25 protein-coding genes are annotated in these 26,538 nt (G+C 59.7%); 22 read left to right on the top strand and 3 right to left on the bottom strand.

Features of this window, described 5'->3' with window-relative positions; translation table 11 throughout:
- The first annotated feature begins 4 nt into the window (after nucleotides 1–4).
- The 10 genes from fliQ (at nucleotide 5) to EPN29_14060 (ending at nucleotide 9,422) form a co-directional block, all read left to right on the top strand.
- Complete coding sequence (fliQ, locus tag EPN29_14105) at nucleotides 5–280, top strand: flagellar biosynthesis protein FliQ (GenBank protein TAN31002.1); 276 nt, start codon at nucleotides 5–7, stop codon at nucleotides 278–280.
- A complete protein-coding gene (locus tag EPN29_14100; GenBank protein ID TAN31001.1) occupies nucleotides 280–1,041 on the top strand; it encodes a type III secretion protein in 762 nt (253 codons plus the stop codon). Before fliQ ends, EPN29_14100 begins: the two co-directional genes overlap by 1 nt.
- Complete coding sequence (locus EPN29_14095; GenBank protein TAN31000.1) at nucleotides 1,041–2,126, top strand: EscU/YscU/HrcU family type III secretion system export apparatus switch protein; 1,086 nt, start codon at nucleotides 1,041–1,043, stop codon at nucleotides 2,124–2,126. The genes EPN29_14100 and EPN29_14095 overlap by 1 nt, the downstream gene beginning before the upstream one ends.
- Nucleotides 2,127–2,284: 158 nt before the next feature.
- A complete protein-coding gene (gene flhA, locus EPN29_14090) occupies nucleotides 2,285–4,363 on the top strand; it encodes a flagellar type III secretion system protein FlhA (GenBank protein TAN30999.1) in 2,079 nt (692 codons plus the stop codon).
- The gene (locus tag EPN29_14085) at nucleotides 4,341–5,429 is read left to right on the top strand and encodes a hypothetical protein (GenBank protein ID TAN30998.1); all 1,089 of its coding nucleotides are present in this window, start codon (nucleotides 4,341–4,343) and stop codon (nucleotides 5,427–5,429) included. Before flhA ends, EPN29_14085 begins: the two co-directional genes overlap by 23 nt.
- Before the next feature lie 322 nt (nucleotides 5,430–5,751).
- A complete protein-coding gene (locus EPN29_14080; GenBank protein TAN30997.1) occupies nucleotides 5,752–6,234 on the top strand; it encodes a hypothetical protein in 483 nt (160 codons plus the stop codon).
- Nucleotides 6,231–7,691, top strand: coding sequence for a flagellar hook-associated protein FlgK (flgK, locus tag EPN29_14075; protein ID TAN30996.1), 1,461 nt, complete (start codon nucleotides 6,231–6,233; stop codon nucleotides 7,689–7,691). Before EPN29_14080 ends, flgK begins: the two co-directional genes overlap by 4 nt.
- Before the next feature lies 1 nt (nucleotide 7,692).
- Nucleotides 7,693–8,595, top strand: coding sequence for a hypothetical protein (locus EPN29_14070; protein TAN30995.1), 903 nt, complete (start codon nucleotides 7,693–7,695; stop codon nucleotides 8,593–8,595).
- Nucleotides 8,596–8,649: 54 nt separating this feature from the next.
- Nucleotides 8,650–9,144 carry a flagellar assembly protein FliW gene (locus EPN29_14065; GenBank protein ID TAN30994.1) on the top strand — a complete coding sequence of 165 codons (495 nt, stop codon included), beginning with the start codon at nucleotides 8,650–8,652 and terminating at the stop codon, nucleotides 9,142–9,144.
- Complete coding sequence (locus tag EPN29_14060; protein ID TAN30993.1) at nucleotides 9,102–9,422, top strand: carbon storage regulator; 321 nt, start codon at nucleotides 9,102–9,104, stop codon at nucleotides 9,420–9,422. Before EPN29_14065 ends, EPN29_14060 begins: the two co-directional genes overlap by 43 nt.
- A 180-nt stretch (nucleotides 9,423–9,602) precedes the next feature.
- Here the strand turns inward: EPN29_14060 and EPN29_14055 are convergent, their stop codons facing one another.
- The 3 genes from EPN29_14055 to EPN29_14045 all read right to left on the bottom strand — a co-directional run bounded on the left by EPN29_14055 (nucleotide 9,603) and on the right by EPN29_14045 (nucleotide 11,804).
- Complete coding sequence (locus tag EPN29_14055) at nucleotides 9,603–9,800, bottom strand: hypothetical protein (GenBank protein ID TAN30992.1); 198 nt, start codon at nucleotides 9,798–9,800, stop codon at nucleotides 9,603–9,605.
- A gap of 213 nt (nucleotides 9,801–10,013) precedes the next feature.
- On the bottom strand, nucleotides 10,014–10,874 hold the full coding sequence (locus tag EPN29_14050) for a sigma-70 family RNA polymerase sigma factor (GenBank protein TAN30991.1): 861 nt from the start codon (nucleotides 10,872–10,874) through the stop codon (nucleotides 10,014–10,016).
- A 387-nt stretch (nucleotides 10,875–11,261) separates the two neighbouring features.
- Nucleotides 11,262–11,804 (bottom strand): hypothetical protein, encoded by a 543-nt coding sequence (locus EPN29_14045; protein TAN30990.1) that lies wholly within the window; start codon nucleotides 11,802–11,804, stop codon nucleotides 11,262–11,264.
- Between the two features lie 449 nt (nucleotides 11,805–12,253).
- Between EPN29_14045 and EPN29_14040 the strand changes: the two genes are divergently transcribed.
- The 12 genes from EPN29_14040 to EPN29_13985 all read left to right on the top strand — a co-directional run bounded on the left by EPN29_14040 (nucleotide 12,254) and on the right by EPN29_13985 (nucleotide 26,324).
- Nucleotides 12,254–15,670, top strand: coding sequence for a glycosyltransferase (locus tag EPN29_14040; GenBank protein ID TAN30989.1), 3,417 nt, complete (start codon nucleotides 12,254–12,256; stop codon nucleotides 15,668–15,670).
- A complete protein-coding gene (locus EPN29_14035) occupies nucleotides 15,621–16,616 on the top strand; it encodes a flagellin FliC (protein TAN30988.1) in 996 nt (331 codons plus the stop codon). Before EPN29_14040 ends, EPN29_14035 begins: the two co-directional genes overlap by 50 nt.
- 154 nt (nucleotides 16,617–16,770) lie before the next feature.
- Nucleotides 16,771–19,290, top strand: a complete 2,520-nt coding sequence (locus tag EPN29_14030) for a hypothetical protein (protein ID TAN30987.1) — start codon at nucleotides 16,771–16,773, stop codon at nucleotides 19,288–19,290.
- Nucleotides 19,291–19,298: 8 nt separating this feature from the next.
- Nucleotides 19,299–19,700: a flagellar export chaperone FliS gene (gene fliS, locus EPN29_14025; protein TAN30986.1), complete on the top strand. Its 402-nt coding sequence runs from the start codon at nucleotides 19,299–19,301 to the stop codon at nucleotides 19,698–19,700.
- 428 nt (nucleotides 19,701–20,128) lie between these two features.
- On the top strand, nucleotides 20,129–20,473 hold the full coding sequence (locus tag EPN29_14020; protein TAN30985.1) for a flagellar biosynthesis protein FlgB: 345 nt from the start codon (nucleotides 20,129–20,131) through the stop codon (nucleotides 20,471–20,473).
- A gap of 8 nt (nucleotides 20,474–20,481) precedes the next feature.
- Nucleotides 20,482–20,904: a flagellar basal-body rod protein FlgC gene (locus EPN29_14015; GenBank protein TAN30984.1), complete on the top strand. Its 423-nt coding sequence runs from the start codon at nucleotides 20,482–20,484 to the stop codon at nucleotides 20,902–20,904.
- Between the two features lie 2 nt (nucleotides 20,905–20,906).
- The gene (locus EPN29_14010; GenBank protein ID TAN30983.1) at nucleotides 20,907–21,233 is read left to right on the top strand and encodes a hypothetical protein; all 327 of its coding nucleotides are present in this window, start codon (nucleotides 20,907–20,909) and stop codon (nucleotides 21,231–21,233) included.
- Nucleotides 21,234–21,237: 4 nt separating this feature from the next.
- Entirely contained in the window at nucleotides 21,238–22,836 is a 1,599-nt protein-coding gene (gene fliF, locus EPN29_14005; GenBank protein ID TAN30982.1) for a flagellar M-ring protein FliF, read from the top strand.
- Nucleotides 22,833–23,930, top strand: a complete 1,098-nt coding sequence (gene fliG / locus EPN29_14000; protein TAN30981.1) for a flagellar motor switch protein FliG — start codon at nucleotides 22,833–22,835, stop codon at nucleotides 23,928–23,930. Before fliF ends, fliG begins: the two co-directional genes overlap by 4 nt.
- Nucleotides 23,927–24,577, top strand: a complete 651-nt coding sequence (locus EPN29_13995) for a hypothetical protein (protein TAN30980.1) — start codon at nucleotides 23,927–23,929, stop codon at nucleotides 24,575–24,577. The genes fliG and EPN29_13995 overlap by 4 nt, the downstream gene beginning before the upstream one ends.
- On the top strand, nucleotides 24,574–25,893 hold the full coding sequence (locus EPN29_13990; protein TAN30979.1) for a FliI/YscN family ATPase: 1,320 nt from the start codon (nucleotides 24,574–24,576) through the stop codon (nucleotides 25,891–25,893). Before EPN29_13995 ends, EPN29_13990 begins: the two co-directional genes overlap by 4 nt.
- Nucleotides 25,890–26,324, top strand: a complete 435-nt coding sequence (locus EPN29_13985; GenBank protein ID TAN30978.1) for a hypothetical protein — start codon at nucleotides 25,890–25,892, stop codon at nucleotides 26,322–26,324. The genes EPN29_13990 and EPN29_13985 overlap by 4 nt, the downstream gene beginning before the upstream one ends.
- Nucleotides 26,325–26,538: the final 214 nt, after the last annotated feature.

The raw sequence follows: 26,538 nt of genomic DNA, 5'->3' as shown, positions 1-26,538 counted from the left end.
AGCCATGAACGACACCACTGTTCTCAACCTTGCGTCTCAAGCCCTGGTGCTCATCGCTGAGCTGGCTGGCCCGGTGCTTTTGGTAAGCCTCGCGGTCGGACTCCTAGTTGCGGTTTTCCAGGCTGTGACTTCCATCCAGGAATTCACCCTGACGTTTCTGCCCAAGGTGGTGGCAATCGCCATAGTCCTGCTTATCCTGGGCCACTGGATGCTGGGGATAATCGTGGCCTACACCGAGCATCTATACACCTCGATTCCCCAAGTCATATCGGGACGCTGATGAGTTTCGACCTCTCAGCCAACTTTGCAGTCGCCCTGGCGCTGGCCTTCGTGCGCTCAGTGGGCTGGGTAATGTTCTGCCCGCCGTTTTCCAATCCGTCGATTCCGGCCAAAGTCAAGATCGGGCTTGCCGGTGCAATCGCCTATTTTGCCGCAGGGACGCTGCAGCACGATGCGCTGCCCCATAGCGATGCCGAGGTCATAACCCAGATACTGGTCCAGGCCTTGGTTGGAGTAGTGCTCGGATATGTGGTAGCCCTTTTCGTAACCACCGTGACCGGCGCGGGAAGCCTGATCGACCTATTCTCCGGGCTGAACCTTCCAAGGGCTATCGATCCGCTTTCCCAACAGCAGACAGCGATTTTCGGCCAGTTCTACAACCTGGTTCTAACCGCCCTTCTCTTCACCACGGGGGCGGCCGTAGTCATAGTAGAAGGCTTTATGAGGTCTTTTCAGGCGGTGGGAACAAGCTTTGGATCGGTGACACTCGGCTCGCTGGCACAGAGCGTGACCGGCGACGTGGTCACCTTCTTCGCGGCCGCAGTTGAGATTGCCGCGCCGGTGATCGTCGTTCTCTTTGCCACTCAGATCCTCCTGGCATTTCTGGCCAAGGCCGTGCCCCAGGTCAACGTGTTCGTCTTTGGAATGCCTCTCCAGGTGACCCTTGCACTGGTTGGCGTGAGCGTTGCCATTGTCGCGCTTCCAAACGATGTGGTGAATCTGGTCGGACGTGCCATGGCGCAAATTTTTGGCGGTTTGTGATGGCAGATAAATCGCAGCGCACTGAAAAGCCCACCGCCAAGCACCGCAGGGAGACCCGCGAGGAGGGCAACGTTGCACGGTCAGCCGAACTCGGGGGCTGGGCAAGCTTCCTGCTGGTCGCTTCATTGTTGCCTAAGCTCGGCAGCGCGGCGGCAGACCGCGTAACCGGATTCATGCACCATGCCACCCAGGCGATGGGCCATCCGGACCCCGGGACAGCGGTGACGCTCCTTGGACAGGGGCTCGAGACTGCGGCATTCACAGTGCTTCCGATACTGCTGATCGGCGGCGGGCTCGCTGTTGCAATTGCGGTCGCCCAGGTAGGACTTCGCTTCACGCCCAAGGCGATGCGGATGAAATTCTCCAGGATATCCCCCAAGTCCGGGCTCAAAAGGCTCTACTCGAGCCAGGGATTCTGGACTTTGGGAAAGACCCTTCTCAAGCTGGCCATGCTCGCAAGCGTGGGCTATGTCATCATGCGCAGGCTGGTAGGCGGGGTCCTCGGCGGGGGCACCCTTCCCCTGCAGGTGACGCTTTCCGCCGCGGCATCGACCCTCGCGAATCTGATGCGTGTAATAGGGGCGCTGGCTTTGGCCCTCGCAGGGGTCGACTACTACTTCCAGCGGCGCACCTATCAGCAGGAGCTCCGCATGTCGAGGCAGGACATAAAGGATGAGCAGCGCGAGAGCGATGGCTCTCCCGAAATGCGCAGGGCCATCCGCAGCAAAGCACGGCGGCTTTCTCGCCAGCGGATGATGGCGGCGATTGCCACCGCGGATGTAGTGGTGACAAATCCGACCCACTTCGCCGTTGCGATCGCCTATGACCGAAACAAAGACCGGGCACCCCGTGTGGTGGCAAAGGGGGCCGACTTCAACGCTGTGGCGATCCGGGAGCGTGCCCGCAGCTGCAATGTGGCAATCGTCGAGAATCCCTCCCTTGCCCGTGCGCTCCATGCGTCATGTGAAATAGATGACGTCGTTCCTCCCCAGCTCTACGCGGCTGTGGCCCAGCTTTTGGCATTCGTCTATTCCCTGTCGCCGACAGCGCGGGCATTTCGCGAAGTCCACCAGATGTCTGGCTGACCGCCGCTTGGATTTTGCAGAGCTGCCCCTCAATTCTTTAGAGGGAAGGGTCGTATCATTAGGTGGTCAGGAAGGCCAATCCATGTCCAAGGACGGACGTGACTGCACCACTTCGTCCATGGAGGCTCACATGCAGCTCTTTCCTGCTGGCTGGCCAAATGCCTGAGGCCGCGAAGATACAGACCGACCGCTGGACACAACTGACCCACATGGCAGTTCCTCTGTCGGTCGTGGCCGTTGTTGTAGTTCTGATCATCCCGCTTCCAACCTTCCTCATCGACTTGCTGATCACGGCCAATATCACCGGATCCGTACTGGTGCTGCTCACTGCGATGCAGGTAAAGCGCCCCCTGGACTTCTCGGTCTTCCCGACTTTGGTTCTCATAGCGACGATGTTCCGGCTTGGCCTAAATGTGGCCGTGACCCGCCAGGTCCTGCTGCACGGATATGCGGGCGTGGTGGTGTCGAGTTTCGGCCACTTCGTGATAGGAGGGTCGATCGTCGTCGGACTGGTGGTCTTTTTCATATTGATCGTCATCCAGTTCGTGGTGATCACCTCGGGATCGGGGCGCGTAGCCGAAGTGGCAGCCCGATTCACTCTTGACGGGATGCCAGGCAAGCAGATGGCGATCGACGCCGACCGCGCATCGGGAGCGATAAATGAGCAGGACGCAAGACGGCGACGGCGTGAGATTGCCGACGAAGCCGACTTCTATGGCGCCATGGACGGCGCATCCAAATTCGTGCGCGGCGACGCGGTTGCGGCGATAGTCATCACCATGGTCAATTTAATTGGTGGGCTCGCGATTGGAATCTTCCAGCGCCACCTCGCTGCCGGCCAGGCAATCGACACCTACAGCCTTCTATCGGTTGGCGACGGTCTGGTATCCCAGATACCGGCACTCATGCTTTCTCTGTCAACAGGAATCATCGTCACCCGGTCGGCGACCGAACACAACCTGGGCCATGACGTGGTGCATCAGCTCTCTCGGTTCAGAAAGATCGTCCGAACCACAGGAATCATCATGGCAATTCTCGCCCTTGTCCCCGGGCTTCCAAAGCTTCCATTTCTGATAATTGGCGGGCTGGTATTCTATTTCGGCACGCGCCTTCCAAAGGAGTTGCCGGAGGACCGCGGGGAGGCTCAGCCAGCCCCTGCCACGGCAATCCAGGAAGAATCGCCTGAGGCGCTCGCGGCAGCCATGGCGGTCGAGCCCCTCAGCCTCGAACTGGGCATTGAACTTATTGACCTGGTTCAGCCCGACAGGGGTGGCGACCTCCTCGACAGGGTAAAGGTTCTCCGCCGCAATATTGCCAAAGAGCTCGGAATCGTTATGCCCAGGGTCCACACACGGGACAATCTCGATCTGGCGAACATCGACTACGCCATCAAGGTGCACGGAGTCGAGGTGGCCAGAGGCCAGGCCCCCAGAGGAAAACTGCTCGCCATCGGTGAAAACATTGATGGCTTGAGCGGGATCGAAACCCGTGATCCGGCATTTGGCGGCCGGGCAAAATGGATAGCCGTGGGCTTGAGCCATCAGGCCGCCGTTGCCGGAGTGACGGTGGTCGACCGTTCGGCCGTCGTAACTACCCACCTCGCCGAGATCGTGCGCGAACACGCCGGCAGCCTTATTTCACGCCAGGATACCAAGCTGCTCCTCGACGCGCTCAAAGCGACCGATTCGGTTGTGCTAGACGAGATGGCTGCGGCGAACCTCACTTTGGGCGATGTCCAGGGGGTGCTAAGGGAGCTTCTCGACGAGGGCGTTTCAGTGCGGGATCTGGTGCGCATTGTGGAAGCGCTCACGGAACAGGCCCGCAGCCAGCACAAAGATGGCGACAGCCTGCTGGAGGCCGCCCGGCTGGCGCTAGGGTCCACCATCGGCTCCATGAATGCCAGAGACGGAGTGCTTTGGGTCATCACCTTTTCCCCCGTTCTTGAACAGGGGCTGCTGGGTGTGCTGCGCACCGGGGAGCGGGGCCGGCAAAGCCTCGGGATTCCCGCCAATGAGGCGGAAGCCATCGTGCGCGAAGTCGGGCGTCTCCTCCGGGATGCCGAGGCGCAAGGGCACAGTCCCGTAGTTCTGTGCGCGACCCGGCTGCGCTGCGCGCTTCGCCGACTTCTCAAACCGAGCCTGCCGCGCCTCGCCGTTATTGGTGCCGGCGAGGTCGGATCCACCATCAAAATTGCCACTGCGGGGAGTGTGAACCATGAAATTATTGCGGCCGTCTGAGGCGAAAGCCGCCAACTTCGAAGGCCGCACCTCCGAAGAGGCGATACGCCGTGCCCGCCAGGAACTTCCCGAAGGGGTGCAGGTGCGGTGCTGGAAGACCCGTCGGGGAGGAATCCTGGGCTTCTTCGCCAAAGAGACCTTCGTCGCGGGAATTACGCCGCCGGCACACTCGGTGGAGCGCGGCGAAAGTGCCATCAAGCTGCCATCACCATCACAAATCCGCCCAGGCGTGGCCAGAACGGCGGCCAGGGACTTCCCGGCCTTCGATCGGCCAATTGATTCCGCCTTTTCCGATTTAGTGGAAAGAACCGCGGACCAGGTTGTCCTTGGAGCGGATCTGGTAACCGAGGCAGCCTTCAGCGACATGCTTGCCGAGGCGGAAGCGACACTTAGCGATGCGGGCGTTGCGTACCGCGATAGATTGGAGCCGCCTTGCGATCCAAAGCCCGATGGGCCTGAGATAATAGACGGGCTGATCGAGGACCTTGCGGAGATCGGGGTGCCATCCCAGTACAGGCCGCCTCACTCGCAGTCCACCCTCGACGGCCTGGCCAGCGCACTTGCAAGGCTGCCCCGCGCGAAGCCGATTCCAAGTGCCGGCGGATCGGTCATAGTGGTGATCGGTGGTCGCAGAGAAGTACACGCGACGGCACAGCATTTGATCCAAGGACTTGGACTCGAACCCTCAGACCTCTTCATTCTCGAGGGGAACGACTCGGATTTTCATCGGGTGGCATGGCGCCGGTATTCGAAGAAAGTGACGGTCATTCCCGTCGAAGCTGCCCTGCGTTCGCACGCTCTGGCCGAGACAGCAGCCTGGATCGACAAGCTCAGACCTGACTACGTCCTTGGCAATGTGCCCGCCGCCACCAAGCGCGCCGATGTTGCGCGCTGGCGAAAGCGCCTTGGGCGAATCGACGCCCTGTCGTTGTCTAATCTGGCGGACACCGCTACCCCGGGCGAACTCATGGGCGAGCTTCCGATCGCCTACATCGATGGCCTGCCCGCTTCAACCCTGCGCTGGGTTTTAACCCTCGTCAACCTGACCCTTGAAAGCAAGCCTTGAGACACCAGGATTATTACTCCTTTATCGCGGACATACACCGGTTCCGCCCCCTTGCCGTCATTGTCCTGGCGATAGCGGTGATTGCGCCGAGTCTGGTTGAGATGGCAACCGAAGGCCTGTCGGCACTGGTCGTATTGCTGCGCTTCGTCGAGGCGATGGCATTCGCCGGAGCCCTCGTCTGGATGGTCTCGGCGGTATTGCTCCGCTACGCGCGCACCCAGGCCCGGTCCAGGCCGGCAGTGGAAACCGAGGATGACAAGCAGGCCTGAACTATGTATCCAACCTCTCAATTTTCGATCGGTCCGGGCCGTTATCTCTTCCAGTGACTATTGACGATGTTCTTGTGGAATTCGTAGAGACGCTTGACCGCGAACTCGAACTGCTGGCAACCATTAAATACAGGTTGATCGTGCTTGGAGCGCTTGCCGGCACTGACCAAAGCCAATCCATTCCCACCGCGGTGCGCGAAACCGAGGTCGCATCAGAAGCTCTACGGCTTTTGGAGCTTGTGCGGGGTTCAGTGACGGTTCGACTGGCTGACGAATTCCACCTCGGTCCAATGCCGCGGATCGATGAGCTTGCCGCACACGCCAGCGCTGGCTGGGGTGATATTCTCCTGGACCGCCGCCGGACTTTGATAGAAGCAGTGACCGAGATTCAGGGCCTGGCCGGCGCCCTCACTTCCGCAATGGGCCGGCGGGCAGCGATGGCCGAGGAAGCCCTCACGTCGATTCGGGCCGACTGCGGAGCGACCTATGGCCGCACCGTGCCGCGCGGAGGCGTTCTCGTGGAGGGATCGATATGAGCGATATGAATCTGTCCATAGCGGCGAGCGGCATAGCAGCCGATACGGCTGAACTTGATGCGGCATCGAACAACCTGTCCAATGTGAGCACCCCTGGATATGCCGCTGAGCAGGTCAACCTCTCGCCGGAAGCGGCGGGAGGCCCCCTGGGAACAGGGCAGGGTGTGGTGATCGAATCGGTGAGCCGGTTGACCGACGCCGTTTACATGGCAGCGAATATTTCCGCCCTTGGAGTCCAGGGCGCAGCCAAGCAGACAGACCAGGTCTTGAAGTCGATCGAATCAATCTTCCCTGAACCCAGTAATGCCGGAATTGCCTCGCAGCTATCCGCGTTCTGGACAGACATCTCGACTCTCGCCTCCAATCCCAATCAGATAGGGGCCCAGCAGGCGGTGGTCAGCGCCGCGGAGACCGTGGCCGGATCGATCAATTCCGGTTATAACCAAATGAACCAATTGTCTTCGTCATTGCAAAGCGAGATCGGGACCGGAGCCAATGACGGTGGGGCGCTTGCCCAGGCAAATGCGCTGCTGTCGCAAGTTGCGCACCTGAATGCATCCATTGTGGCCGGATCGGCGGGCGGCCAGGATGTGAATGCATTGATGGACCAGAGCAATGCCGCAGTGAACAAGCTTGCTGCTCTTCTTGGGGTGAGTGCCGTCACCGCGGCAAATGGTTCAGTCACCGTCTATCTGAACGGAGTGCAGCTGGTTGCGGGAAACTCTGCGCAGAGCCTCAAGAGCACGGGTTCCGCCGCAACGACAAATCTGGGCATTGCCACCTCCAATGGTGTTGCAGTCGATGCCGGAGGAACGGTCGGAGCCAATTTGACGGCCCTCAACAGCACCATTCCCAGTTATGTGGATCATCTCAACTCAGTGGCGGACTCCCTGGCCACGAGTCTGAATACCTTGCAGGCAAACGGCATGGATGCCAAAGGTGATCCCGGTTCAGCAATTGCCGGATCTGGCTGGACCGGAACCGTATTGCCAAATATTTTTGTCGACAATGGATCCCCGGGCATCTACACCCCCAGTCCCCCGGGATTCGACTCGGCAGCCACAATCGCCGTCTCCCCGGAACTGCTGGCCAATCCGAGCCTGATAGCAACTGCTTCAGCACCGGGAGCCGGAAACTCCAATGTCATCGGAACACCTACGCTTGATGGAACGAATGCTCAGGCGATGGCGGCAGTCGCCTCATCACCTGCAGGTCCGGATTCGAATTACCAGACAATGATCGGAGCGCTTGGAACCGAGGCCTCCAATGCGTCGGCAGTATCGTCGACTGCGTCCAATTTGGCCTCCACCGCCGCCAGCAACCTGTCATCGATATCCGGAGTCAACGTGAACAATGAGGAACTCGATATCCTTGCTGCCCAGAATGCGTTCCAAGCAGTTTCCCGGGTAGTGAGCGCACTGACAACAAGCTTCCAGACACTGCTCCAGGCAGTTTAAAATGCTCATTACCGATACGACTCTCATACAGGCACTCACAAATCAGTTGTCGATGCAGCAGGACAGCATCGCCCAGCTCCAGATGCAGCTTGCCTCCGGCCAGGTCCTCAACCGGCCTTCCGACAATCCCACAGCGGTCACCCAGGTGCTCGCTCTATCCAGCCAGGCCAGCCAGCTGGCAAGCTGGCAGGCAAATGCCGAGATGGCCAAATCGTGGCTGGGCACCTCCGCAGACGCAGCCAACAGCGTTATCAATGCAATGCAGTCGGCGAGGTCGCTGCTTTTGGGAGCGGCGAATCAGGGTGTCCAGGATCCGACTTCATATCAGGCAATCGGCAGCCAGCTCCAGGGCATCATCACAAACCTGCGCTCCCTTTCCAACTCACAGTACGGGGACAGGCCCATCTTTGCCGGCACCTCTGCCTCGGCCCAGGCCTATGATGCAAGCGGAAACTACCTGGGCAACAGCGACGCTCCGACCGTGGTGATCGGACCTGGAGCCGGAGCAGGCCAGACAGTGGACCTCTCTGTTCCGGGAACCGCGCTTTTCGGATCAGGCGCATCCAGCGTGTTCGCCACTTTGAGCGCCGCCTCCAATGCTTTGCTGACCGGTGCGCCAACTTCGGCGGAAATCTCCACGGCACTGAATGCACTCGATGGAAACATCTCGACCGCCGAGCAGGCCAGCGCGACCCTGGGCAACGCAGCGCTCCAGGTGTCGAACAGCTCGGCAACTCTTTCCAGCCAGATCGCGAATATCCAGGCTAACCAGGCTACTCTCGAAGATGTGAACCTGGCCAGTGCTACGACGCAGCTCGACTCCGATATGACCAACTATCAGGCTGCACTGTGGGCCGCGTCGCGCGCAATCCCCGAAACGCTCGCGAAGTTCGTAGCCCCGTGAGGCGGCCTGTATTGCCGATTCCCTCCAACTACGTTGAATCGCATAGGACTGGCAATGACTGTACTCGAGGGAGATAGCCAAATGCATACCGCAACCGACCCTGCTCTTATCACCAGGATGGAGCTCAACTTCACGCGCGACATGCCTGGATTCAGCGGTGCCCGGCACTTCGTCCTGGAGCCCGTCGGAGAGGAGTCAGAAAGAGTCTTTGCCCGTCTCCGCTGCACAGATACGGTCTATGTGCAGGGAAGCAAAGCGCTAAATGACCTTACTTTGCTGGTAATGTCACCCGGTTTCCTCTGGCACGACTATGAGGTGCACATAGAAGAGGCTATGGTCGAGGACCTCGGCCTGACCAGCCCCGACGATGTGGTGCTCCTTGCAATCGTTCATCCCAGGGAGCCCTTGTCATCCTCAACGGCGAATCTATATTCGCCCATCGTTGTCAACCGCCGCACCGGTCTTGCCGATCAGCTGGTTCCGTCGTTGAGTGAGCTGGAAGTTGGCTGGAGCGTGAGGACCCCGTTCCCGACCGAAGGGGAGGACTGAACGCCGTGTTGGCACTTACCCGCGAAATTGGTCAAAAGATCCTCATAGGCGACGATATCGTCGTCACGGTGCTCTCGGTATCCCCAAGCGGCCGCGTCAGGCTTGGCATCGAAGCTCCTAAGCACGTGCGAATAGACAGGCAGGAAGTCCTCGATCGGATCCGCGTGGAGAACATGGAGTCTGCCAGCGCCGCCTCTCCGGTGGTCGCCGCAGATGCAGCGGCCTGGGCCACTTATGGTGCACGGCGTGCAAACGCCAGAGCGAAAAATTTGGAATAATGCGCCATGGACGCCGGCCAGGCATCCCGGGCCGCTTGTCCAGTGCGGCAAGCAACAAACCGGGTTCTACATGCAGGTGGAGAGGGCTTCTCACCATTGGCTGGGCAGAACTCCTGCAAATGCGCACCAACCATCGGCCAAGGCGGGATTTGCCGGTTATAAATACGCTTGATCTGGGGCCTAGCGCCCCTCGGCTTTTGCTTGTGAAGTTGCTGTCGTGGCTACCGACACGTAGGGAGCTGAAGTGCGACCTGAAGCAGTCCGGAAATGTATCAGCTTTAGCATCATGTGGTCATCCCCGACATCGGTCGTGTTGTTGGAAGAATTTTCAATTTGGAAGGACTTGCGCAAGCGTGTGCTGAAGACGGCGCTACCCATTCTTCCTTGCTACGTGTGTCTTGCCGATCGAAGAAGAAGTTGGAAGTCCTGTCAACCCTCTAGCAATCCTTTGATTCAAAAGGATCGAACCAGGACTTGAAAGGCCCGCAAGCTAAACCACCGGGTACGCCGCTCCAAAACCCCAAGCAGCCAGGAGACCCACAAGTCAATCCGAACCGTCCTTCCTGTGATCGCGGTGAATCTCCGGGAGAGTTATTCGATTCCTGGTCCCAGGCCGGCCTTGTCTTCAAGCTGCAGACGAAGATTGCGCAGGCCCTGCTGGATCAGTTGCGTCACCCTCGACCGGTCGATCCCGAGAGTCTCGGCAATCTCGCTCTTGTGAAACCCTTCGAGATAGTGCAGGACAAGGACCTGGCGCTGGCGCTCGGTAATGCGCAGCAAGGCAGCCTTGACTGTTTCCCGGGTTGAAGCCATTTCCGCCTCGCCGCTTGGATCAGTGCCCAAACCGGCGGCAATCCCGCTTCGATCATTGCCAATCATCGACAAGGGAACGAGGTAACTCGACAGGACCGCCATGTCATCGATTTCCATGATCTCAGCCAAGGTAAGTTCGAGATGCTCGGCAACTTCACGAAGCGTCGGAGTGCGATGCAGATCGGCTTCGAGCGACTCCCGGGCCACCTGATAGGTGCGCACCCTCGCCCGCATCCGCTTGGGAAGGATATCGTCGCGGCGCAGCTCATCGATTATCGCACCCTGGATCCTGATAGTGGCGTAGGTGGCGAACTGGAATCCCTCTTTAGGATCGAACCGCTCAACAGCATTGATCAGTCCAAGCTGCCCGCTGGAGCAGATCTCCTCCACTGATTGAAACGGGCGCACCCCTTTAGCCACACGGTTGGCTACTAATCTGACCAGTGGGGCGTAGAACAATACCAGACGGTTTCTGTCCTCAACTGCCCGTGTTTGAAAATAGCGCAACCACAATTCTTGGGCCTGGCCTGCCTTAACGTGCAGTGCAGAGGCCACCTCACTTTGTGTGAACACGATCCGACCCTTTTTGCTCCCGCTCACTCCCGCCACAGAAGCTGCTCCCGCCTTAGAAGCACAGATAGCGAATTGTAGGTCATGCTATCACACAATATCGGGGTTGAGGCAAGGAAATATCAATACTCATTTCGACGTTCAATCGAGATCGTTCCCCGTCGGCAACTTCAGTCCTTCCACAGAGAAAAGACTCGGCTTTGCCAAACGGCAAGCAACCGCGAACCTGGAGTGGTCCCGTGCACCCGGAATCAGGCGCTGTCCTTACGGCTCAGATCAAGCGGCACGGTCATAAATTCCCCAGCTCTTACCGGCCCCTCACCGATGACATCCGCCAAATGTCTGTGAATTGGCAGCGGTTGCTGCCTGCTACAGCCGGTTGTCATCCCCTGCAGCTCTGATACACATTTTTGGCTGCCCCCAGTCACCGGAAAGTCCGCTGCGCGACCAGCCCGATCAAGCCAGCCAGTCGTCGACGGAAGCGGTGCCCGCGGCGTAGTGTTGACGCACGATCTGCTGGATCTGCTTTATCCTGCCTTCGAGCTGTTCTCTGATGCCAATTAGCGCCAGGCGCTGCGTGGAGACGCGTTCCATCAAATCGCGGACGGCAACCGGATCACCCAGATTGCTAGAGGCAATCTCAGTATGCAGCTCCAGCAGGCCGCTGGCATTGTCAAGCGACAGCTCGGCAGCTGCGCCCACGGAGGCTGAGGCATCGGGAGAAAGCGACCAGCCGCCACCGACCCATCCGGAAGCAAGAATGGAGGGAAGATCATCCACAATTGACTGCAGCACGTCCTTATCCGATGATTCGATCGCTTCGAGGCCTTCTTTGAGAACCTCGAAATCAACCGAGAGCACCCCTATCGCAAAAGAGACGAAAACGGAGGCACGAACCAGCTCCGTCCTCCACTTTCTGAGAGTGGCGACCGGCGTCGAAGAACTTACGGGTTGGGCCCGGCTGAGCAAAGAGTCGAACTCTTCAAGCGAGTATGTCATGTTAGCCCTGAGTCTGCGAAAAAAGCCCTCTTAATGAAAAAACCTAAGTTTCAAGTTAACAACTCTAGAAAACCCGTTCGTCTTCCTGCCACGAGTAAAAGCTTAGTTGATCACGGTAAACACGCCTTGCATAACCAATAATATTCCCAGCAGAAGGGCCGCTTGGGTATAAAGGTCATAAGCAGTTCTTCCTGCGTGAAACTCTGCTCAGATATCCCGCACGCTCCGATTTCCCCTGGGGCTGAACCGGTGCCAGCCGCCGTTCCCGCCCCAGCGCCACATCGCAGTTTGCGGGGGTCAATTCGGCACTCCTTTGGACCGTAATAGAAACTGTGAGCCCTCAGAGCCAGCGCCTTGCCGCGACAGTTGTAATTCCCGTCTGGAACGCATGGGACCGCACGCGTGACTGCCTCGAGTCTCTTCAATCAACACTCGCACCTGGAGACCAAGTGGTGGTGGTCGACAATGGCTCGACTGATGCCACGGGCTTTGAACTTCGGAATTATTCATGGGTCGATGTAGTCTCAAACGAAGCCAATTGCGGCTTCGGCGCAGGCTGCAATCAGGGCGCAGCAGCAGCCAGGGGCCAAGCCCTGGTATTTTTGAACAACGACACCCTGGTTTTCGACGGATGGCTCGAGGAACTGCTCCTCCCTTTTGCGGATCCCACAGTCGGTGCGGTCGGTCCGAGATCGAACAGCGTCTCAGGACATCAGATAATCCAAGACATCCCTTACCAGGGTGAAGGTGCCGCCGCTATCGGGGAATTTGCGCAGGCCTGGAAAAGGGCCCACGCCGGGCAGACCAGCGACTGTGCGCGTCTTGTCGGTTTCTGCCTCGCAATCCGCTCTGAAGTCTTCACCCGGATCGGCGGTTTCGACGAGGCGTACGGCATCGGCGGATTCGAGGACGACGACCTGTGCATGAAACTTCGCGGAGCAGGCCTTCGCCTCGTGGTCGCGCACGGCTCATTCGTACATCACGCGGGGCACGCAACCTTTGACTTCAACGGAATCAAGTGGCAGCACCAGGTGTGCAATCAGGAACTGTTCGTGACCAAGTGGGGCATAGATTCGGTTCCCCCGCTCTGCCTGCTTTCAGTGTGCCTGATTGTCAAGGACGAAGAGCAGATGCTTCAGTCATGCCTCGACTCAATTGCCGATATTGCCGATGAGATCGTCGTTTACGACACCGGATCGAGCGACAATACGGTGGAAATTGCAAAGGCGGCTGGCGCGCGGGTCATAGAGGGGTATTGGGACGACTCCTTTGCCCGGGCCCGCAATGCGGCGCTGGAACAGGCGAGTGGTGAATGGATTCTCTCGCTGGACGCCGATGAGCACCTCTTGGCCGATCCGGAGATGCTGCGGGCCACCCTCTCCGACCGGCGTTCCAACTTGGAAGCGTACCTGGTGGCAATAGAGAATCTTCATGGGCTGGGCAATGCCCGCTCGGTGCATACCGCTATACGGCTGTTCCGAAGGACTTCGTGCACATGGCTCTATCGGCTTCACGAGCAGGTGGTCGCGGCCGACGACCCAAGCCGCCCTCTCAGGCTCGGCTACCTTAGCGGATCGAGAATAATCCACTATGGCTATGTTGCCGAGGTGCTCCAGTCGAAGAACAAGGCCGAACGCAATCTCGCTCTCGCCCGGCAAGCCGTAGAAGACGAGGTCCTCAACAAGCCATATGCGCTAATGAACTACGGCCGCGCTCTGGACGTGGCCGGACAGAGCACTGAGGCGGTTGAGGTGTTGAAGGAGGCAGCCTCAATTGCCGAGGAGCCAATTACGCGGCGGATGGCCATTAATAACCTGGTCTATATCCTTGGCCGCCTTTCACGCTTCGATGAGGCCCTCGACCAGGTGGAGGAGTTGCGCCGGACATCGGTCAGCCAGATTGCCGCGGACATCGCTGAGGGCTCGATAAGGATCTCCATGGGCGACGTTGCAGCAGGCCTGTCTATGCTGGCGCGCGTTCCGTCGCGGGGGCGCGACGATGACGGCATGGAATATACCGCGCATACGCTCGCCTCCATACGCGGCGAAGCACTTGCTTCTCTCGGCCGGTTCGCAGAGGCCGCTGACGTCGTTCTTGACGCAGTGCGCGCTCAGGGACTGCTGGAGGCAGATCTCGGAGAGCTCGTTTTCTGGCTGATCAAAGCGCACCGGTCTCCGTCAGAGATTGCCGACGCACTTGAGGTGGACGACCTCATGGGGGTGCTCGGACGGCTGCTTCGCCAGCCGGCGGCGGTGGCTGATTCAGTGCTCGAAGCCATCTGGCAGAAGTTTCCGGATCGTCTGGAGCCGCTTGCTGCGGCAGGACGCCTTGGTCCGCGCCTGCCTGTGGCCAGAGCTCTGGTGTGGTCTTCAAGGCTGCGCAACCGCGGCCTGCCGGCAGCGTGCCCGTTGGTGGCAATGGCCAACAACGAACAGCTCGATCCCCGGGTGCGCATCCTCGCGGCGGCTGCGGCATTTGGCAGTTTCGCAGACCATAGTGTCATCAATGCCTTGCACCAGGCGCGGAGCCTGCTTGATCCCGAGGCATTGGCCCAATCGACCGAGGAGGTCAGCCGGATTGCTCCCGGGCTGCTCGAAGCCAGCCACGCCGACCCGGTTGTAGCGAATGTGGAAATTGCTCCGGTTGGCTCCGTTCCCATCGAACGCGGGCGAAGAGGATCAACTTCGTTGCCGCCCCAGAGGGTGGCGGCTGTGACCCGGCGCGGAGGCATCAATATCGTTGGCGCGTTTGAGAGCACCTCTGTCGAAGGCGACATAGCACGTGCCCTTGCCAACACGCTGGGCAGCCACGGCATGTCGGTGTCGACCACCTCCTATCATTCGGACGGACAGCCGGGCCTGCTGGAGTGGACTCACCATGACGAGGGAGACCATCCCTTCGACACCACGCTGCTCGTGCTCTCCCCCCAGGATTTGACCAACTTCGTCTTCGACCACGGTGCTGCTTGCTTCGAAGCCCGCTACATGATCGGCGTGTGGCGCTGCGACTTTGAAAGGCCGCCTCAGACTATGAGCACGGCCTCGTCGATCGTTCATGAAATCTGGGTGCCTTCGGCATTTTCCGCCGCTAGCGTTACCCGGGCGACAAGCCGGCCGGTCCTAAGGATGTTGCTCCCGATCACGACCGAGTGGCGCCAGGAGGGGGACGACGCCAGCGAGACCGGTTTCACCTTTGTCGCCAGCGTCGACTACGCGGAAGGATTCGAGCGGCAGAACCCCCTTGGCGCAGTGGAGGCCTTCTCTGGCGCGTTCCAGCCCGGTGAGGGGCCAAAACTCCTCATTGAGACAACTCATGCGGAGCGCTTTCCGGCGGAACACGCAAGGCTGGTCGCCGCTGCATCAAAGAGGAGCGACATCGAACTCGTAAATGACTATCACAAGGGACTTGGCCACATCCTCAATGACCGGGCAGCGGCCAGATCGTGCTTCGTCTCGCTTCATCGAAGCGAAGGGACCGGCTTGGCTATTGGCCGGGCAATGACTGCAGGGGTGCCAACTATCGTTACGGGCCATTCGTTCAGTGCCGAACTTCAGAGCGAGCGCGACAGCTTCCAGGTTCCCTTCGTGCTAAAGGCGATCCCGGATCTCCTATACCGCAGCTCGTCTCAGGGGCGCTGGGCCGAGCCAAGCCTAACGGAAGCGGCCAAGGCCATGCGGCTCGTCGCTGGGCAGCCCAAGTTGGCGCTGATGAAGGCGCAAAGAGCCAGGGAACGCTATCTCAGGCAATTCTCCCCTGCACGCTCGGCCCGGGCAATGAAGGAACGGCTTGCAGCCATCGAGCGCCGGCGCTACGGCAATGTGCACGAGCCACAGCGGACCGATTCGCACAAAGCGGCCAAGAACTAAAACCTGCCGACCTCTCAACTCTTTACGGCAATGGACCGTAGTTAGCACTGGAGCAAGGAAGCTTCGTCTTCCTTCGGGAAGAATCAATGTCAGCAGGAGGACAAATCCCATGTCGGGACTTCTTATCAACTACAATGCGTCAGCTGTCAATTCGTATGACAATCTTGACCAAACCAACAGTGCATTGGCACAAGCAGTCGGCGAGCTCTCATCGGGCCTGCAGATTCAAACGGCTGCTGACAATCCGGCCGGCTATGTTATCGGGCAATACCTGCAGGAAGAGGCCAACGGTTACACTCAGGCGATCAGCAACGTTCAAGACGCCGTGTCCGTGCTCCAGACTGCCCAGGGAGCGCTCGGACAGGAGGCCTCAATCCTCCAAACCATGAACACTTTGGCCACCCAGGCCGCAAACGGAGGTACGCAGAACTCCTCCACGCTGAGCGCATCCCAGTCCGAATTCGCCTCGCTGCAGGCCGAACTCGACCAGATTGCCCAAAGCACCAACTACGGGGGAACTGCCCTGCTGAACGGTTCATACCAGAACCAGACTTTCCAGGTCGGACCCTATAACCAGTCGAGCGACCAGATCGCTCTGTCCATAGCATCATCCACCTCGACTGCCCTGGGGGTCAACACCGCCGCCATCAGCATCGGGCTGGTAACCTCGGCCCAGGCGGCCATGACCGCTGTCCAGGCTGCAATCTCCACGGTTGCCAGCATGGCATCGGATATTGGTGCAACGCAGAACCAGATGACCTCGCTTTCGGCGAACCTTACCACAGCCCAGGAGAACATCCAGGCAGCGCACGCCAACCTGGTCGACGTAAACGTCGCCAAGGAGACGACGCAGTTCGCCTCGCTGCAAATCCTCGAACAGTCAGGAATGTCGGTTCTTTATCAGGCGCAGCACCTGCCAAGCTTGGCGCAGAAGCTGCTCCAGTAATTCCAGCCTCCACCCCAGGGTCCAAGCCCTGGGGTGGAGCCATCCCAAGCGGCCCAGGCTCTCCTTAGTCCCCCGGCATAACGCCAGAACATTGCCAGCATCAGGAGAACCACTCGGGAACCTTGAGACGTCCAAGAATGGAGCGTGGCGAACAATGACAGCACCTATCAGTTTTGGCGGACTGGAATCAGGCCTCAACACGAGTCAGATAATCAATGCCGAGCTGGCGATTTTCGAACAACCACTGATGTCGCTGCAATCCCAGCAGAGCCAGCTGAACACCCAGATTTCGGACTACCAGGCACTGAATTCCGACCTTCTGAGCCTGCAGCAGGCTGGTGACGCGCTTGCAAATCCGGCCGCCTATAACGAGGCCTATTCGGTCAGCTCGTCAAATTCCACAACCGCCACCGGAACGGTCACCGGAGGAACAAGTGCCGGATCCATCACCCTTGCGGTAGACCAGCTGGCTACCGGATCCACTCAAATCTCTGCCGGCACGGTATCGGCAACCAACGACGTAGTGGCCTCGGGCAACTATCTGGTCGGTTCCGGTGGCCTTGCGATCGGAATTTCATCCTTCAGCGGCACCTCGGGCCTTGCCGCCGGAGCCCACACAATCAGCGTCACCCAGGCCTCGGCCGGTGCAAGCGTCACGGGAGCCACTCCACTGGCATCGAGCACCTCGATCACTTCGACCAACAACCAGATAAACCTCAATGTGGATGGGAGCGCACTGGCCGTCGTCATCCCGACTGGAACCTACACCCAGGCTCAATTGGCCCAGGCAATCACCCAGGCTTCAGGCGGAACGCTGAATGCTTCGGTCAACTCGAGCGGGCTGCTCTCAATTGCCACCGCGCAGCAGGGATCGGCCGCATCGCTTCAAATCACCGGGGGCACGGCACTGGGCACTCTGGGGCTCTCCACCGGCTCAGTCGTTTACGGGACCGACGGGATCATCAATGTCGACGGCACAAACACCACCGTAAACAATATCGCCGGCACCGGAACCACCTCCGTTACCCTTGCATCGGGCACTGGCGGATCGATAACAGCAAACATCTCCGGCGGCTTGAGCGTTGGTACCATGACCGCCCAGAACGTCTCGGTCGGTGACGGTTCACTCTCCTCAGTCGTGAATGCGATCAATGGAGCCAACGCTGGAGTCACGGCTACCGCTCTTCAGGTGGGCGCAAACCAGTATGCACTCGAAGTAAACTCGATGAAAACGGGAACCGCGGGGGCGGCAACCATCGATACCCAGGCATTTTCTGCTTCGTCGCTTGGCGCGATGCAAACAACGACAGCTGCCCAGAACGCCGTCGTGTCGATTGGCGGCGTCGGCGGCTACCAGGTCAGCTCCGCAACAAATGACGTGACTGGCCTGCTTCCCGGAGTGACGGTGCACCTGAGCCAGGTCTCCACAGCACCTGTAACGCTCAATGTCTCCGCTGACGGATCCCAGGTGGCAAGCCAGGTATCGTCCTTGGTGGACGCGGCGAACAAAATCCTCTCCGACATCGCAACGGATACGGCATACAACCAGTCGACCAATACCGCCGGGCCTCTCAACGGCCAGACATCGCTGAACACCCTTGCGCAGCAGGTGCTTGCAATTGTGGGGAATGCAATAGGATCCTCAACCGCCGGATCTGACGGCACCGCCGGGGAATCCGCCGGGCTGGCAATCACCTCTTCGGGAACGATCACATTCAACCAGAACGCTTTCGTAACTGCCTACGACGCCAACCCAGCCGCAGTGCAGGCCATGTTCACCGAGGGAGGCACCTTCTCTCCTTCGAGCTCCACCTACTCCGGCCAGGTAAGCGTGGCTGGAGCCAGCAATAGCACCATGCCAGGCAGCTATGGCGTCTCGATCAGCCGTTCTGCCTCCCAGGCGATCGACACCGGCACTGCGGCGTTCGCCTCGTCGGCCGCGACATTGGCCTCTGCCGAAAGCTACACGGTTACCTCGGGCTCAGGCACTGCCACATATGCGGCCACCGCCGGTGAGAGCATCGCCAACGTGATAACAGGCATCAACGGTGCGATGGCTGCGGCCGGCATTGCAGTCTCAGCCTCACTGGCGGGCACCTCAGGCGCTTACAACGTGCAGTTGGGTTCGGCAAATTACGGATCCGCAGCCAGTTTCAGTGTCAGCGCCTCGGGCAGCGACCAGCTTGGCCTGACAGCAGCAGGCACCACGTTCTCAGGCACCGATGTCGCAGGGACGATAAACGGGGTGGCTGCTTCCGGAATTGGCCAGACCCTGACCCTGGCAGATCCCGGCAATGCGGCGGACGGCCTGACTCTCCAGATCACCACGCCTGGAATCACCACAGCGACGCCGCTTGGATCCGTCAATTACGCTCCCGGCCTTGCCCAGGGATTGGCCAACCTTGCCGAGCAGGCCACCGTCACTCCCGGCGGACAAATATCGGAGACCATAACAGGCCTGAACTCCACCCTGTCCAATGTGACGAGTGAAATCTCTCTGCAGCAGCAGCTTGTGAGCAACCAGCGCGCGCTGCTCACGCAGGAGTTCACCCATATGGAGGAGCTCCTTGCCCAGCTCTCCTCGGAGAGCAAGTTTCTCTCCCAGTCCTCATCGTCATCGTCATCCTCGTCGTCGTCCCTTCTGTCGGGCGGCTCGACAACTATGGGAGGCTAAGAGATTCCATGCCTTACATCAATCCTGCCTCCGCTTACCACAACCAGGCCGTGCAGACCGCCAACGGACCCCAGCTCCTGCTAATGCTCTGCGACCGGCTGGCAGCTGACCTCGCCAGAGGAGAAGCCGCTATCGAGGCGGCGGACTATGAGGCGGGAAACGAGAATCTTCAACATGCCCAGAGCATCCTTAGAATGCTCCGCAGCGCGCTCAATCCCGACGGATTCACAGGAGGCCACGAATTGATGGCGGTCTACGCATTTTTGGAGCGCCAGCTCATCGAAGCGAATTTGGAAAAAAATGTCGAGCGGGTTAGACAGTGCGCCGAACTGTTTCAGCCGATTCACGATGCGTGGCGCGCCGCCGTGAGTGCAAACGAGGGGAACAATGCCGGATCCAACCTGGGATGAGTATTTGGCTGAAGCCTCGATGCATCTTGCGGCGGCGCGCCAAGCAGCTGAGACAGGTGCAACTCCCCCATCGCCTCCTAACCGGCCAAGTGAACCCATTCCCGATAGCTGCATCGACACCGCACGCCAGCTCGCCACTGGCTATGACCAGCTGGCGGCGGACGTAGCTGCCCGGATGTCGGCAATCGAACGGCGCCTGTCTCCTACATGGCGAAGCCCCCACCAGGAGCAGCGGCCGCCGGCATACGTGGACACCGCTCTTTGATTTGGCGCATTCGGTGCTGCCGGAAGCTGCATTTTCAGCCTCAGCTATAAATTTCCCCCAGCCTCTCAATTCCTGACGCGGTTGGGCCGTAGATACCAGTGAGAGCAAGGAACGCTCGACATCGGGCCACGACGGCTATTACCCCTATTTCACGCTCAGGAGTATTGCCGTGGCTGATGTTACCGAGTCCATCGGAATTTTGCAGTTCGCCCTCAATGCCGTCGTCGATCAGCAGCAGGCCATCGCCAACAACATCTCCAACGTCAACACCCCCAATTATCAGGCCGACCAGGTAAGTTTCGAATCCGCGCTGGCCCAGGCATTGCAAACGGGTGGTACGGCCAGCGTGGAGACCATCCCAGAGAATCTGGCTTCGGGGACCAATGGCAACAATGTCTCCATACCTGCCGAAACAACCTTGATGATGGACAACAATCTCATGAACCGCACACTGGACAATGCCCTCAGCGGGCAGTTCAGCATCCTTTCGGATGCCATAACCGCTTAGGAGGTACTTTGAGTTCAATTTGGAGCGCAGTCGATGTCGCTGGAACCGGGTCGGAGGTCGACCAGACATGGATCGACACCATAGGAAGCAATATCGCCAATATGAATGATGGTGTCACCCCGGGCCAGCCCGTCTACCAGGCTGAGTACGTCAATGTTGGCGAGCGGGTTCTGCCGGGCATCCCGGATGGGACCGGAGCCGGAGCTGGTGTGCAGGTGAATGCCATCGAACTTGGCCCGGCAAGCGGGCAGAACAAGTACGAGCCGACTAATCCGCTTGCTAACGCTAGCGGCGAGGTCGCATATCCGGTTGTCGACCTTGGAAGCGAGATGACCGATCTCATTCAGGCTCAAATTTCATATCAGGCCAACGCCCAGGTCATGTCGCACGCAAAAGACGCCTACGCCTCGATCCTCGACATAAAGGCCTGAGAATGATACCGGCAATTCCCCCCATCCCAACTATCGCCGCCGAGTCCGTCGGCGCCGCACAGGTCGCCGGTCCAGGCAGCGCCGGCACCTCAATGTCCAGTCCGGCATCGGCGGACTCGTTCCACAACATCCTGGGTCAGGCAATCGATTCGCTGAATGGCACAACCAGCAATGCCACAAACCTTTCGCTGGAAGCGGCGGTCGGCAAGGCAAGCGCGGTCGATGCCACAGTGGCCTCCACCGAGGCCGAACTTGCTACTCAGCTTGCCACCGCGCTGACCAGCAAGGCTGTCACTTCTCTCAACGCAATCATGAACATGCCGGTGTAGTCCTGTGGCTCTTCTACCTTTGAATCTCGAAACGCTGGCCTCCGCACGAGGCCGGGCCACCTCGGCGCTCTCAGGCTTCACCTTAGGGCAGAAGGTTACCACGGTCCTGGCGGTCATCGTGACGATCGTTGCCGGCGTGGTTTTCATGCGCTATGAATCCCGGCCCAACTTCCAACCTCTTTTCACCAATCTGCAGTCGTCAGATTCGGGGGCGGTGGTGGCACAACTGAACTCAGCAAAGATTCCCTACAAGCTGAGCGACGGAGGCGCAACCATCCTGGTCCCGGCTGCCAGCGTGGACAAGGAGCGGGTCTCGCTGGCTGAGCAGGGTCTTCCCAATTCGGGGACGGTCGGATTCACGAGCCTGGAAAAGGGTGGATTCACCACCTCGCAGTTCGTCCAGCAGGTCGAATACCAGCAGGCTCTGGAACAGCAGCTCGCCCAGACCATCGAATCAATCCAGGGAATACAGGCAGCCCAGGTGGATCTCGTGGTGCCAGCGCAGAGCGACTTCGCCATCGGCAATCAGCCCGCCACCACCGCATCGATACTCGTAGCCCTTTATCCTGGAGTCGAGTTGACTGCGGGCCAGGTCCAGGCGATCGTTCATCTCACTGCCTCGGCAACACCCAATTTGTCCGCATCGGACGTCACCCTCGTGGATAACCACGGCAACGTGCTCTCATCACCGGGAGAAACATCCCTTGGCAATGAGACGGCTCAGGCACAGCAAAGCACCGCCTACGACAACCAGCTCTCCAGCTCAATTGAAAACCTTCTCAGCAGGGTGGTGGGTGTGGGCAACTCGACGGTCCAGGTCCACGCACTTTTGAACTTCGATCAGCAGAGCACCACGACCCAAGGCCTGCAGACAAATTCCCAAGGCCAGCCAATCACGGCCAGCACCAACCAGACCACCTCCAGCCAGACCTACACGGGAACCGGCTCTCCTCCATCGGGGGTCATCGGAGCTTCGCAGCCGCCTCCGTCCGGCAGCGGAAACTACAACTCCACTTCCACCAACAGCCAGGTTACAAACGCTGTCGGTCAGGTTACCAAGACGGTCAAGCAGGCCCCGGGCCAGGTCGAAAAGACCTCCGTTGCCGTGATCCTCAATTCCGATGCCAAGACAAAGGCCACCGTGGCCCAGGTACAATCCCTGGTAACGGCGGCCGCTGGCCTCAATACAGCCAACGGAGACAGCCTGGTTGTCACAGAGCTGCCGTTTGCCAAACCTAATACGGCACAGGCGAGTGCCATGACTGCCGCTGCGGCACGGCGCCAGATGATCGAACACGCAGCAGAGGCTGCAGTGCTGATCCTGCTTCTGCTGGCCATGCTGTTCTTAGCGATGCGATCCGCACGGCGCCCCGTCTATCACGAGATCCAGGTCTCCGACGTCCCAAGGCCTTCGCGCATGCTGTCATTCGAAGACGGCGCCCTGACGGCGGGCGAACAAAGCTTCGTGCCTTCGCCTGTCACGTTGACAGGCGCTCCGGAAGCGGTGCTCTCCCAGGTCAATGCGCACGTTGGACAGCATCCTGGAGAAGTCGCCCGCCTTCTCAGGTCCTGGGCTGACGAGCGAAACGGGAACCCGGCATGAGTGCGGCCAATCCCACAGAGCCGATATCGGTTGCCGCTCCAGAGGCCAGGACTGATCCGCCCGCGGGCACAAGGTTGACTCGCCAAACGGAAATCGTTCTCACCAACCGCCAAAAGGTGGCAGTGCTGCTGGCCCAACTCGGTACTCAGCGCGCAGGTCCAATTCTGAAAGAGATGAGCGACGAGGAAGCTATCAGTCTGATCAAAGAGATGATCGCGCTTCCGAAGCTCAGCGATGAAATCGTGGTTGATGTGCTGAACGAGTTCATGAGCAGAGCCAGCCAGACCGGACTGGTTGGCCACGGCGGTGCCCAACTTGCACAGGAGTTCCTCGAGGAGCGCCTGGGGCAGGCCCGAGCGCGCGAGATCATGGAACAGATAGAGGGCCAACAGGCCGTCAGCCCATTGTCTCAACTGCTGCAAGCCGACCCCCAGCAGGCTCTGGAGATTCTTGGCGCCCAGCAGCCGCAAGTGGTAGCAGTAATTCTTGCCTACCTGCCCCCTGCCGACGCGGCAGCGTTGTTCAGCGGTCTCAATCCCGCCTTCCGGGTGAAGGTGGCAAAGAGGATCGCACAGTTGACCAGGGTCGACCCCGCAGCAGTTCGCCAAGCCACAGCCTTGCTGGTGGGCAGGCTGCGAAATCTCCGTGCCAGCGGCTCGACCACCATGGCTGGCGGTGCATTGGCGATAGCCGAAATTCTCAACCATTCGGACCGCTCCATAGAGCAGCATGTGCTGAGCGAGATTGAGATGCAGGACCAGAACCTCGCCGAGCAGATCCGGGCCAAGCTGTTCACCTTCGACGACGTTATAAAGCTCGAGGACAAGGCTCTTCAGCAGATTTTCCGGAAGCTTGATGCGCCCACGCTCGCACTGGCTATGAAAGACCCGAATCTCTCTCCTGAAGCCCTTTCCAAGATCCGCAGCAACCTTTCTGAAAGAGTCACCACCATGATCGAAGAGGAAATGGAAGTGATGGGCGCGGTGCGAAGTTCCCATATCAACGCTGCCCAGGGAACGATTGTGCACATGGCGCGCCAACTCGACGAGGAGGGGGTCATAACGATTGCCCGCGATGACGAGGTGGTTATATGACCATCTTTGGCCAATCGGATGCCCAGAACAAGCGGCTGCTTGAGCTTCGCAGGCTGAATCACGCCGTCGCGGTCACCACTGCCTACCAAAGACGCGGATCGCAAGTTGATCTGGAGGCAGAGCACTCCGAGGCGGTGCGCGAGGGCTACGAGGACGGCTATGCGGATGGGCTGGCCAAGGCGGCGATCGAATCGGCGGCGCTGAGGGACGCGGAGTCCCGGCGCGTCGAGGTCGCATTCGCAGCACTTTCAAAGGCGCTCGCAGAAGTGCACGAGATAGGCACCCGCCTTAGGACTGAAGTCCAAACGACGGTGCCGAAGCTGGCCTTCTCCCTTCTTGAAGAGCTTCTGGGCCGGGAAGCAGGGCTGGCGGCCAACCCGGGACGCGATGCCATCGCGCGGGCCTTGGCACTGGATGGAGGAAACCAGCCTGCCATCGTCAGGATGAACCCTGCAGATGTCGAAACGCTAGGCGATGTAAGCGAAATAAGCCCAGGGCGCGAGCTCTGCCTGGTTGCGGATCCCTCAATAAAATGCGGAGGAGCTCTTGTTGAGGTTGGCAGATCCACTTTGGATGCACAGCTGGACAGCGCGCTTGAACGGGTGAGGCAGGTTCTTCTTGCCTCTGGACCGGAGAGCGGGCAATGACCGGGTTGATCGACGACATTACAGCAGAGGCGCTCGCCGCGGCGCGCCCGCAGCGATATGGCCAGGTGACTCAGATGGTCGGCATGTCCATTGAAGTTGCCGGCATTCCGGCGGCGATCGGCGACGGCCTCGTGTTGATCCTCGGCGAGAGCCAGATCCATGCCGAGGTGGTGGCGCTCAGAGAAGACAAAGTCGTATGTTTGGCATTCGGCGACACTACCGGCCTGCGTGCGGGAACACGGGTGCGCGCTCTGGATGGGCCGGTGCCGCTCCGCCTGGGACCGGAGCTGCTGGGCCGCATACTTGACGGCTTCGGCCGGCCCATTGACGACGGGCCTGCAATTGGCGGATTCGACGTATCGATAGCGGGAACGCCTCCCCACCCGCTGCGCCGCGGCATCGTAAAGGATCAATTGCCGCTGGGAGTGAAAGTTCTAGACGGGCTCATCCCGTGCGGCAAAGGTCAGCGCCTTGGCATATTCGCCGGCTCGGGTGTCGGCAAATCGTCATTGATGTCGATGATTGCCCGGGGAACCTCGGCTGACATCTCGATTGTGGCACTGATTGGCGAGCGCGGCCGCGAAGTTGCGGAATTCATCGAACGGGATCTGGGCCCGGATGGCTTGTCGCGTTCGGTGGTAGTGGTCGCAACCTCCGACGCCCCGGCTGTCATGCGGATACGGGCCGCCTTCACTGCAACCAGAATCGCCGAGTGGTTCCGCGACCAGGGCAACGATGTGGTTTTGATGATGGACTCCCTAACCCGCTTCGCCATGGCCCAGCGCGAAGTGGGCCTTGCCGCCGGCGAACCCCCGGCTACACGCGGCTATCCTCCAAGCGTCTTTGGACTTCTTCCCCGGCTGCTCGAACGGGCAGGCCTATCGGAGATGGGGTCGATCACCGGTCTCTACACAGTGTTGGTGGAGGGCGATGACATGAACGAGCCAATCGCCGATACCGCCCGCTCGATACTCGACGGCCACATCCAGCTTTCCAGGGCCTTGGCCGAATCGAACCACTACCCGGCGGTCGATGTGCTGGGCTCGGTTTCCAGGGTTGCCCCGGCCGTGGCATCGGCGGAACAGTTGCGCGCCGGAGGCGCCGTGCGCGAAATGCTCGCCGCATGGCGTGATGCCAAAGATTTGATCGAAATCGATGCGTACGTCTCCGGGACAAACCCGCTGATAGACCGCGCAGTCACACTGAAGCCTGCCATCGATGACTATTGCAGGCAAAGCGTAACTGAGGTCACCGATCTGGATACCGCCCGCAATGGCCTGCTCGCTCTCGCTGAATCGGAGGTGCCAGCTTCGTGAAGAGCTACCATTTCCGGCTTGCCCGGCTGACACGGATCCGCGAATTGGAGGAAAAAGTTGCCAAGGACCGGCTCATGCTCGCATTGCGCGACCTTCGGCGTGCCAAAGCAATGGAGCTCGAGGCCAAGGCCAGGCTCGCATCCCTTGAGCCTCCCACCGGCCAAGTGACGATAGCTGAGATTCAATGGACCCAGGACCAGGCTCAACGCCTTAGCGATTCCATTCGGATCTGCCACAACAATACCGCCTCGGCCCAGTTGAAGTGCGCCGAAACCCGTCAGGCATGGAGCGAGGCAGGCAAAAAATCGAGCGTCCTTGCCCGGCTCGATGCGCGCAGCCGAAACCGGTGGCGCGAGGAGGCCATGCGCCAGGAGTTGACGGAGCTGGACGATCTGGCAAGTTCGCGTCCTACACCGGCGGCGCGGCCATGACCATCGGCTCTGTAAGCCTGTCTCAGACCGGCCAGATCCCAGGTGACGGGCAGCCCCGGCCGAATTCCAGCGTTCCTTTGAGCGCCGCCGATCAGTCGTTCGCTTCAGTGTTGGCGCAGGCTGCGAGCGAAACCGCATTGTCGGGAACCATCTCGAGTTCTCCGGCCACTTCTGCATTGGGCACAGAGATCGCTGGCGAGGCCGATCTTGCGCC

Source organism: bacterium (genome assembly GCA_004299235.1).
GTDB lineage: Bacteria > Chloroflexota > Dormibacteria > Dormibacterales > Dormibacteraceae > SCQL01.
Note: the sequence above shows the minus strand (reverse complement) of the source record. Positions and strands in the feature narration are given on the sequence as shown.

What these genes read in the sequence shown, in the direction of transcription:
- fliQ (TAN31002.1), top strand. Translation starts at nt 5, where the DNA reads ATGAACGACACCACTGTTCTCAACCTTGCGTCTCAAGCCCTGGTGCTC.
- EPN29_14100 (TAN31001.1), top strand. Translation starts at nt 280, where the DNA reads ATGAGTTTCGACCTCTCAGCCAACTTTGCAGTCGCCCTGGCGCTGGCC.
- EPN29_14095 (TAN31000.1), top strand. Translation starts at nt 1,041, where the DNA reads ATGGCAGATAAATCGCAGCGCACTGAAAAGCCCACCGCCAAGCACCGC.
- flhA (TAN30999.1), top strand. Translation starts at nt 2,285, where the DNA reads ATGCCTGAGGCCGCGAAGATACAGACCGACCGCTGGACACAACTGACC.
- EPN29_14085 (TAN30998.1), top strand. Translation starts at nt 4,341, where the DNA reads ATGAAATTATTGCGGCCGTCTGAGGCGAAAGCCGCCAACTTCGAAGGC.
- flgK (TAN30996.1), top strand. Translation starts at nt 6,231, where the DNA reads ATGAGCGATATGAATCTGTCCATAGCGGCGAGCGGCATAGCAGCCGAT.
- EPN29_14070 (TAN30995.1), top strand. Translation starts at nt 7,693, where the DNA reads ATGCTCATTACCGATACGACTCTCATACAGGCACTCACAAATCAGTTG.
- EPN29_14065 (TAN30994.1), top strand. Translation starts at nt 8,650, where the DNA reads ATGACTGTACTCGAGGGAGATAGCCAAATGCATACCGCAACCGACCCT.
- EPN29_14055 (TAN30992.1), bottom strand. Translation starts at nt 9,800, where the DNA reads ATGGGTAGCGCCGTCTTCAGCACACGCTTGCGCAAGTCCTTCCAAATT.
- EPN29_14045 (TAN30990.1), bottom strand. Translation starts at nt 11,804, where the DNA reads ATGACATACTCGCTTGAAGAGTTCGACTCTTTGCTCAGCCGGGCCCAA.
- EPN29_14035 (TAN30988.1), top strand. Translation starts at nt 15,621, where the DNA reads ATGTGCACGAGCCACAGCGGACCGATTCGCACAAAGCGGCCAAGAACT.
- EPN29_14030 (TAN30987.1), top strand. Translation starts at nt 16,771, where the DNA reads ATGACAGCACCTATCAGTTTTGGCGGACTGGAATCAGGCCTCAACACG.
- fliS (TAN30986.1), top strand. Translation starts at nt 19,299, where the DNA reads ATGCCTTACATCAATCCTGCCTCCGCTTACCACAACCAGGCCGTGCAG.
- EPN29_14010 (TAN30983.1), top strand. Translation starts at nt 20,907, where the DNA reads ATGATACCGGCAATTCCCCCCATCCCAACTATCGCCGCCGAGTCCGTC.
- fliG (TAN30981.1), top strand. Translation starts at nt 22,833, where the DNA reads ATGAGTGCGGCCAATCCCACAGAGCCGATATCGGTTGCCGCTCCAGAG.
- EPN29_13995 (TAN30980.1), top strand. Translation starts at nt 23,927, where the DNA reads ATGACCATCTTTGGCCAATCGGATGCCCAGAACAAGCGGCTGCTTGAG.
- EPN29_13990 (TAN30979.1), top strand. Translation starts at nt 24,574, where the DNA reads ATGACCGGGTTGATCGACGACATTACAGCAGAGGCGCTCGCCGCGGCG.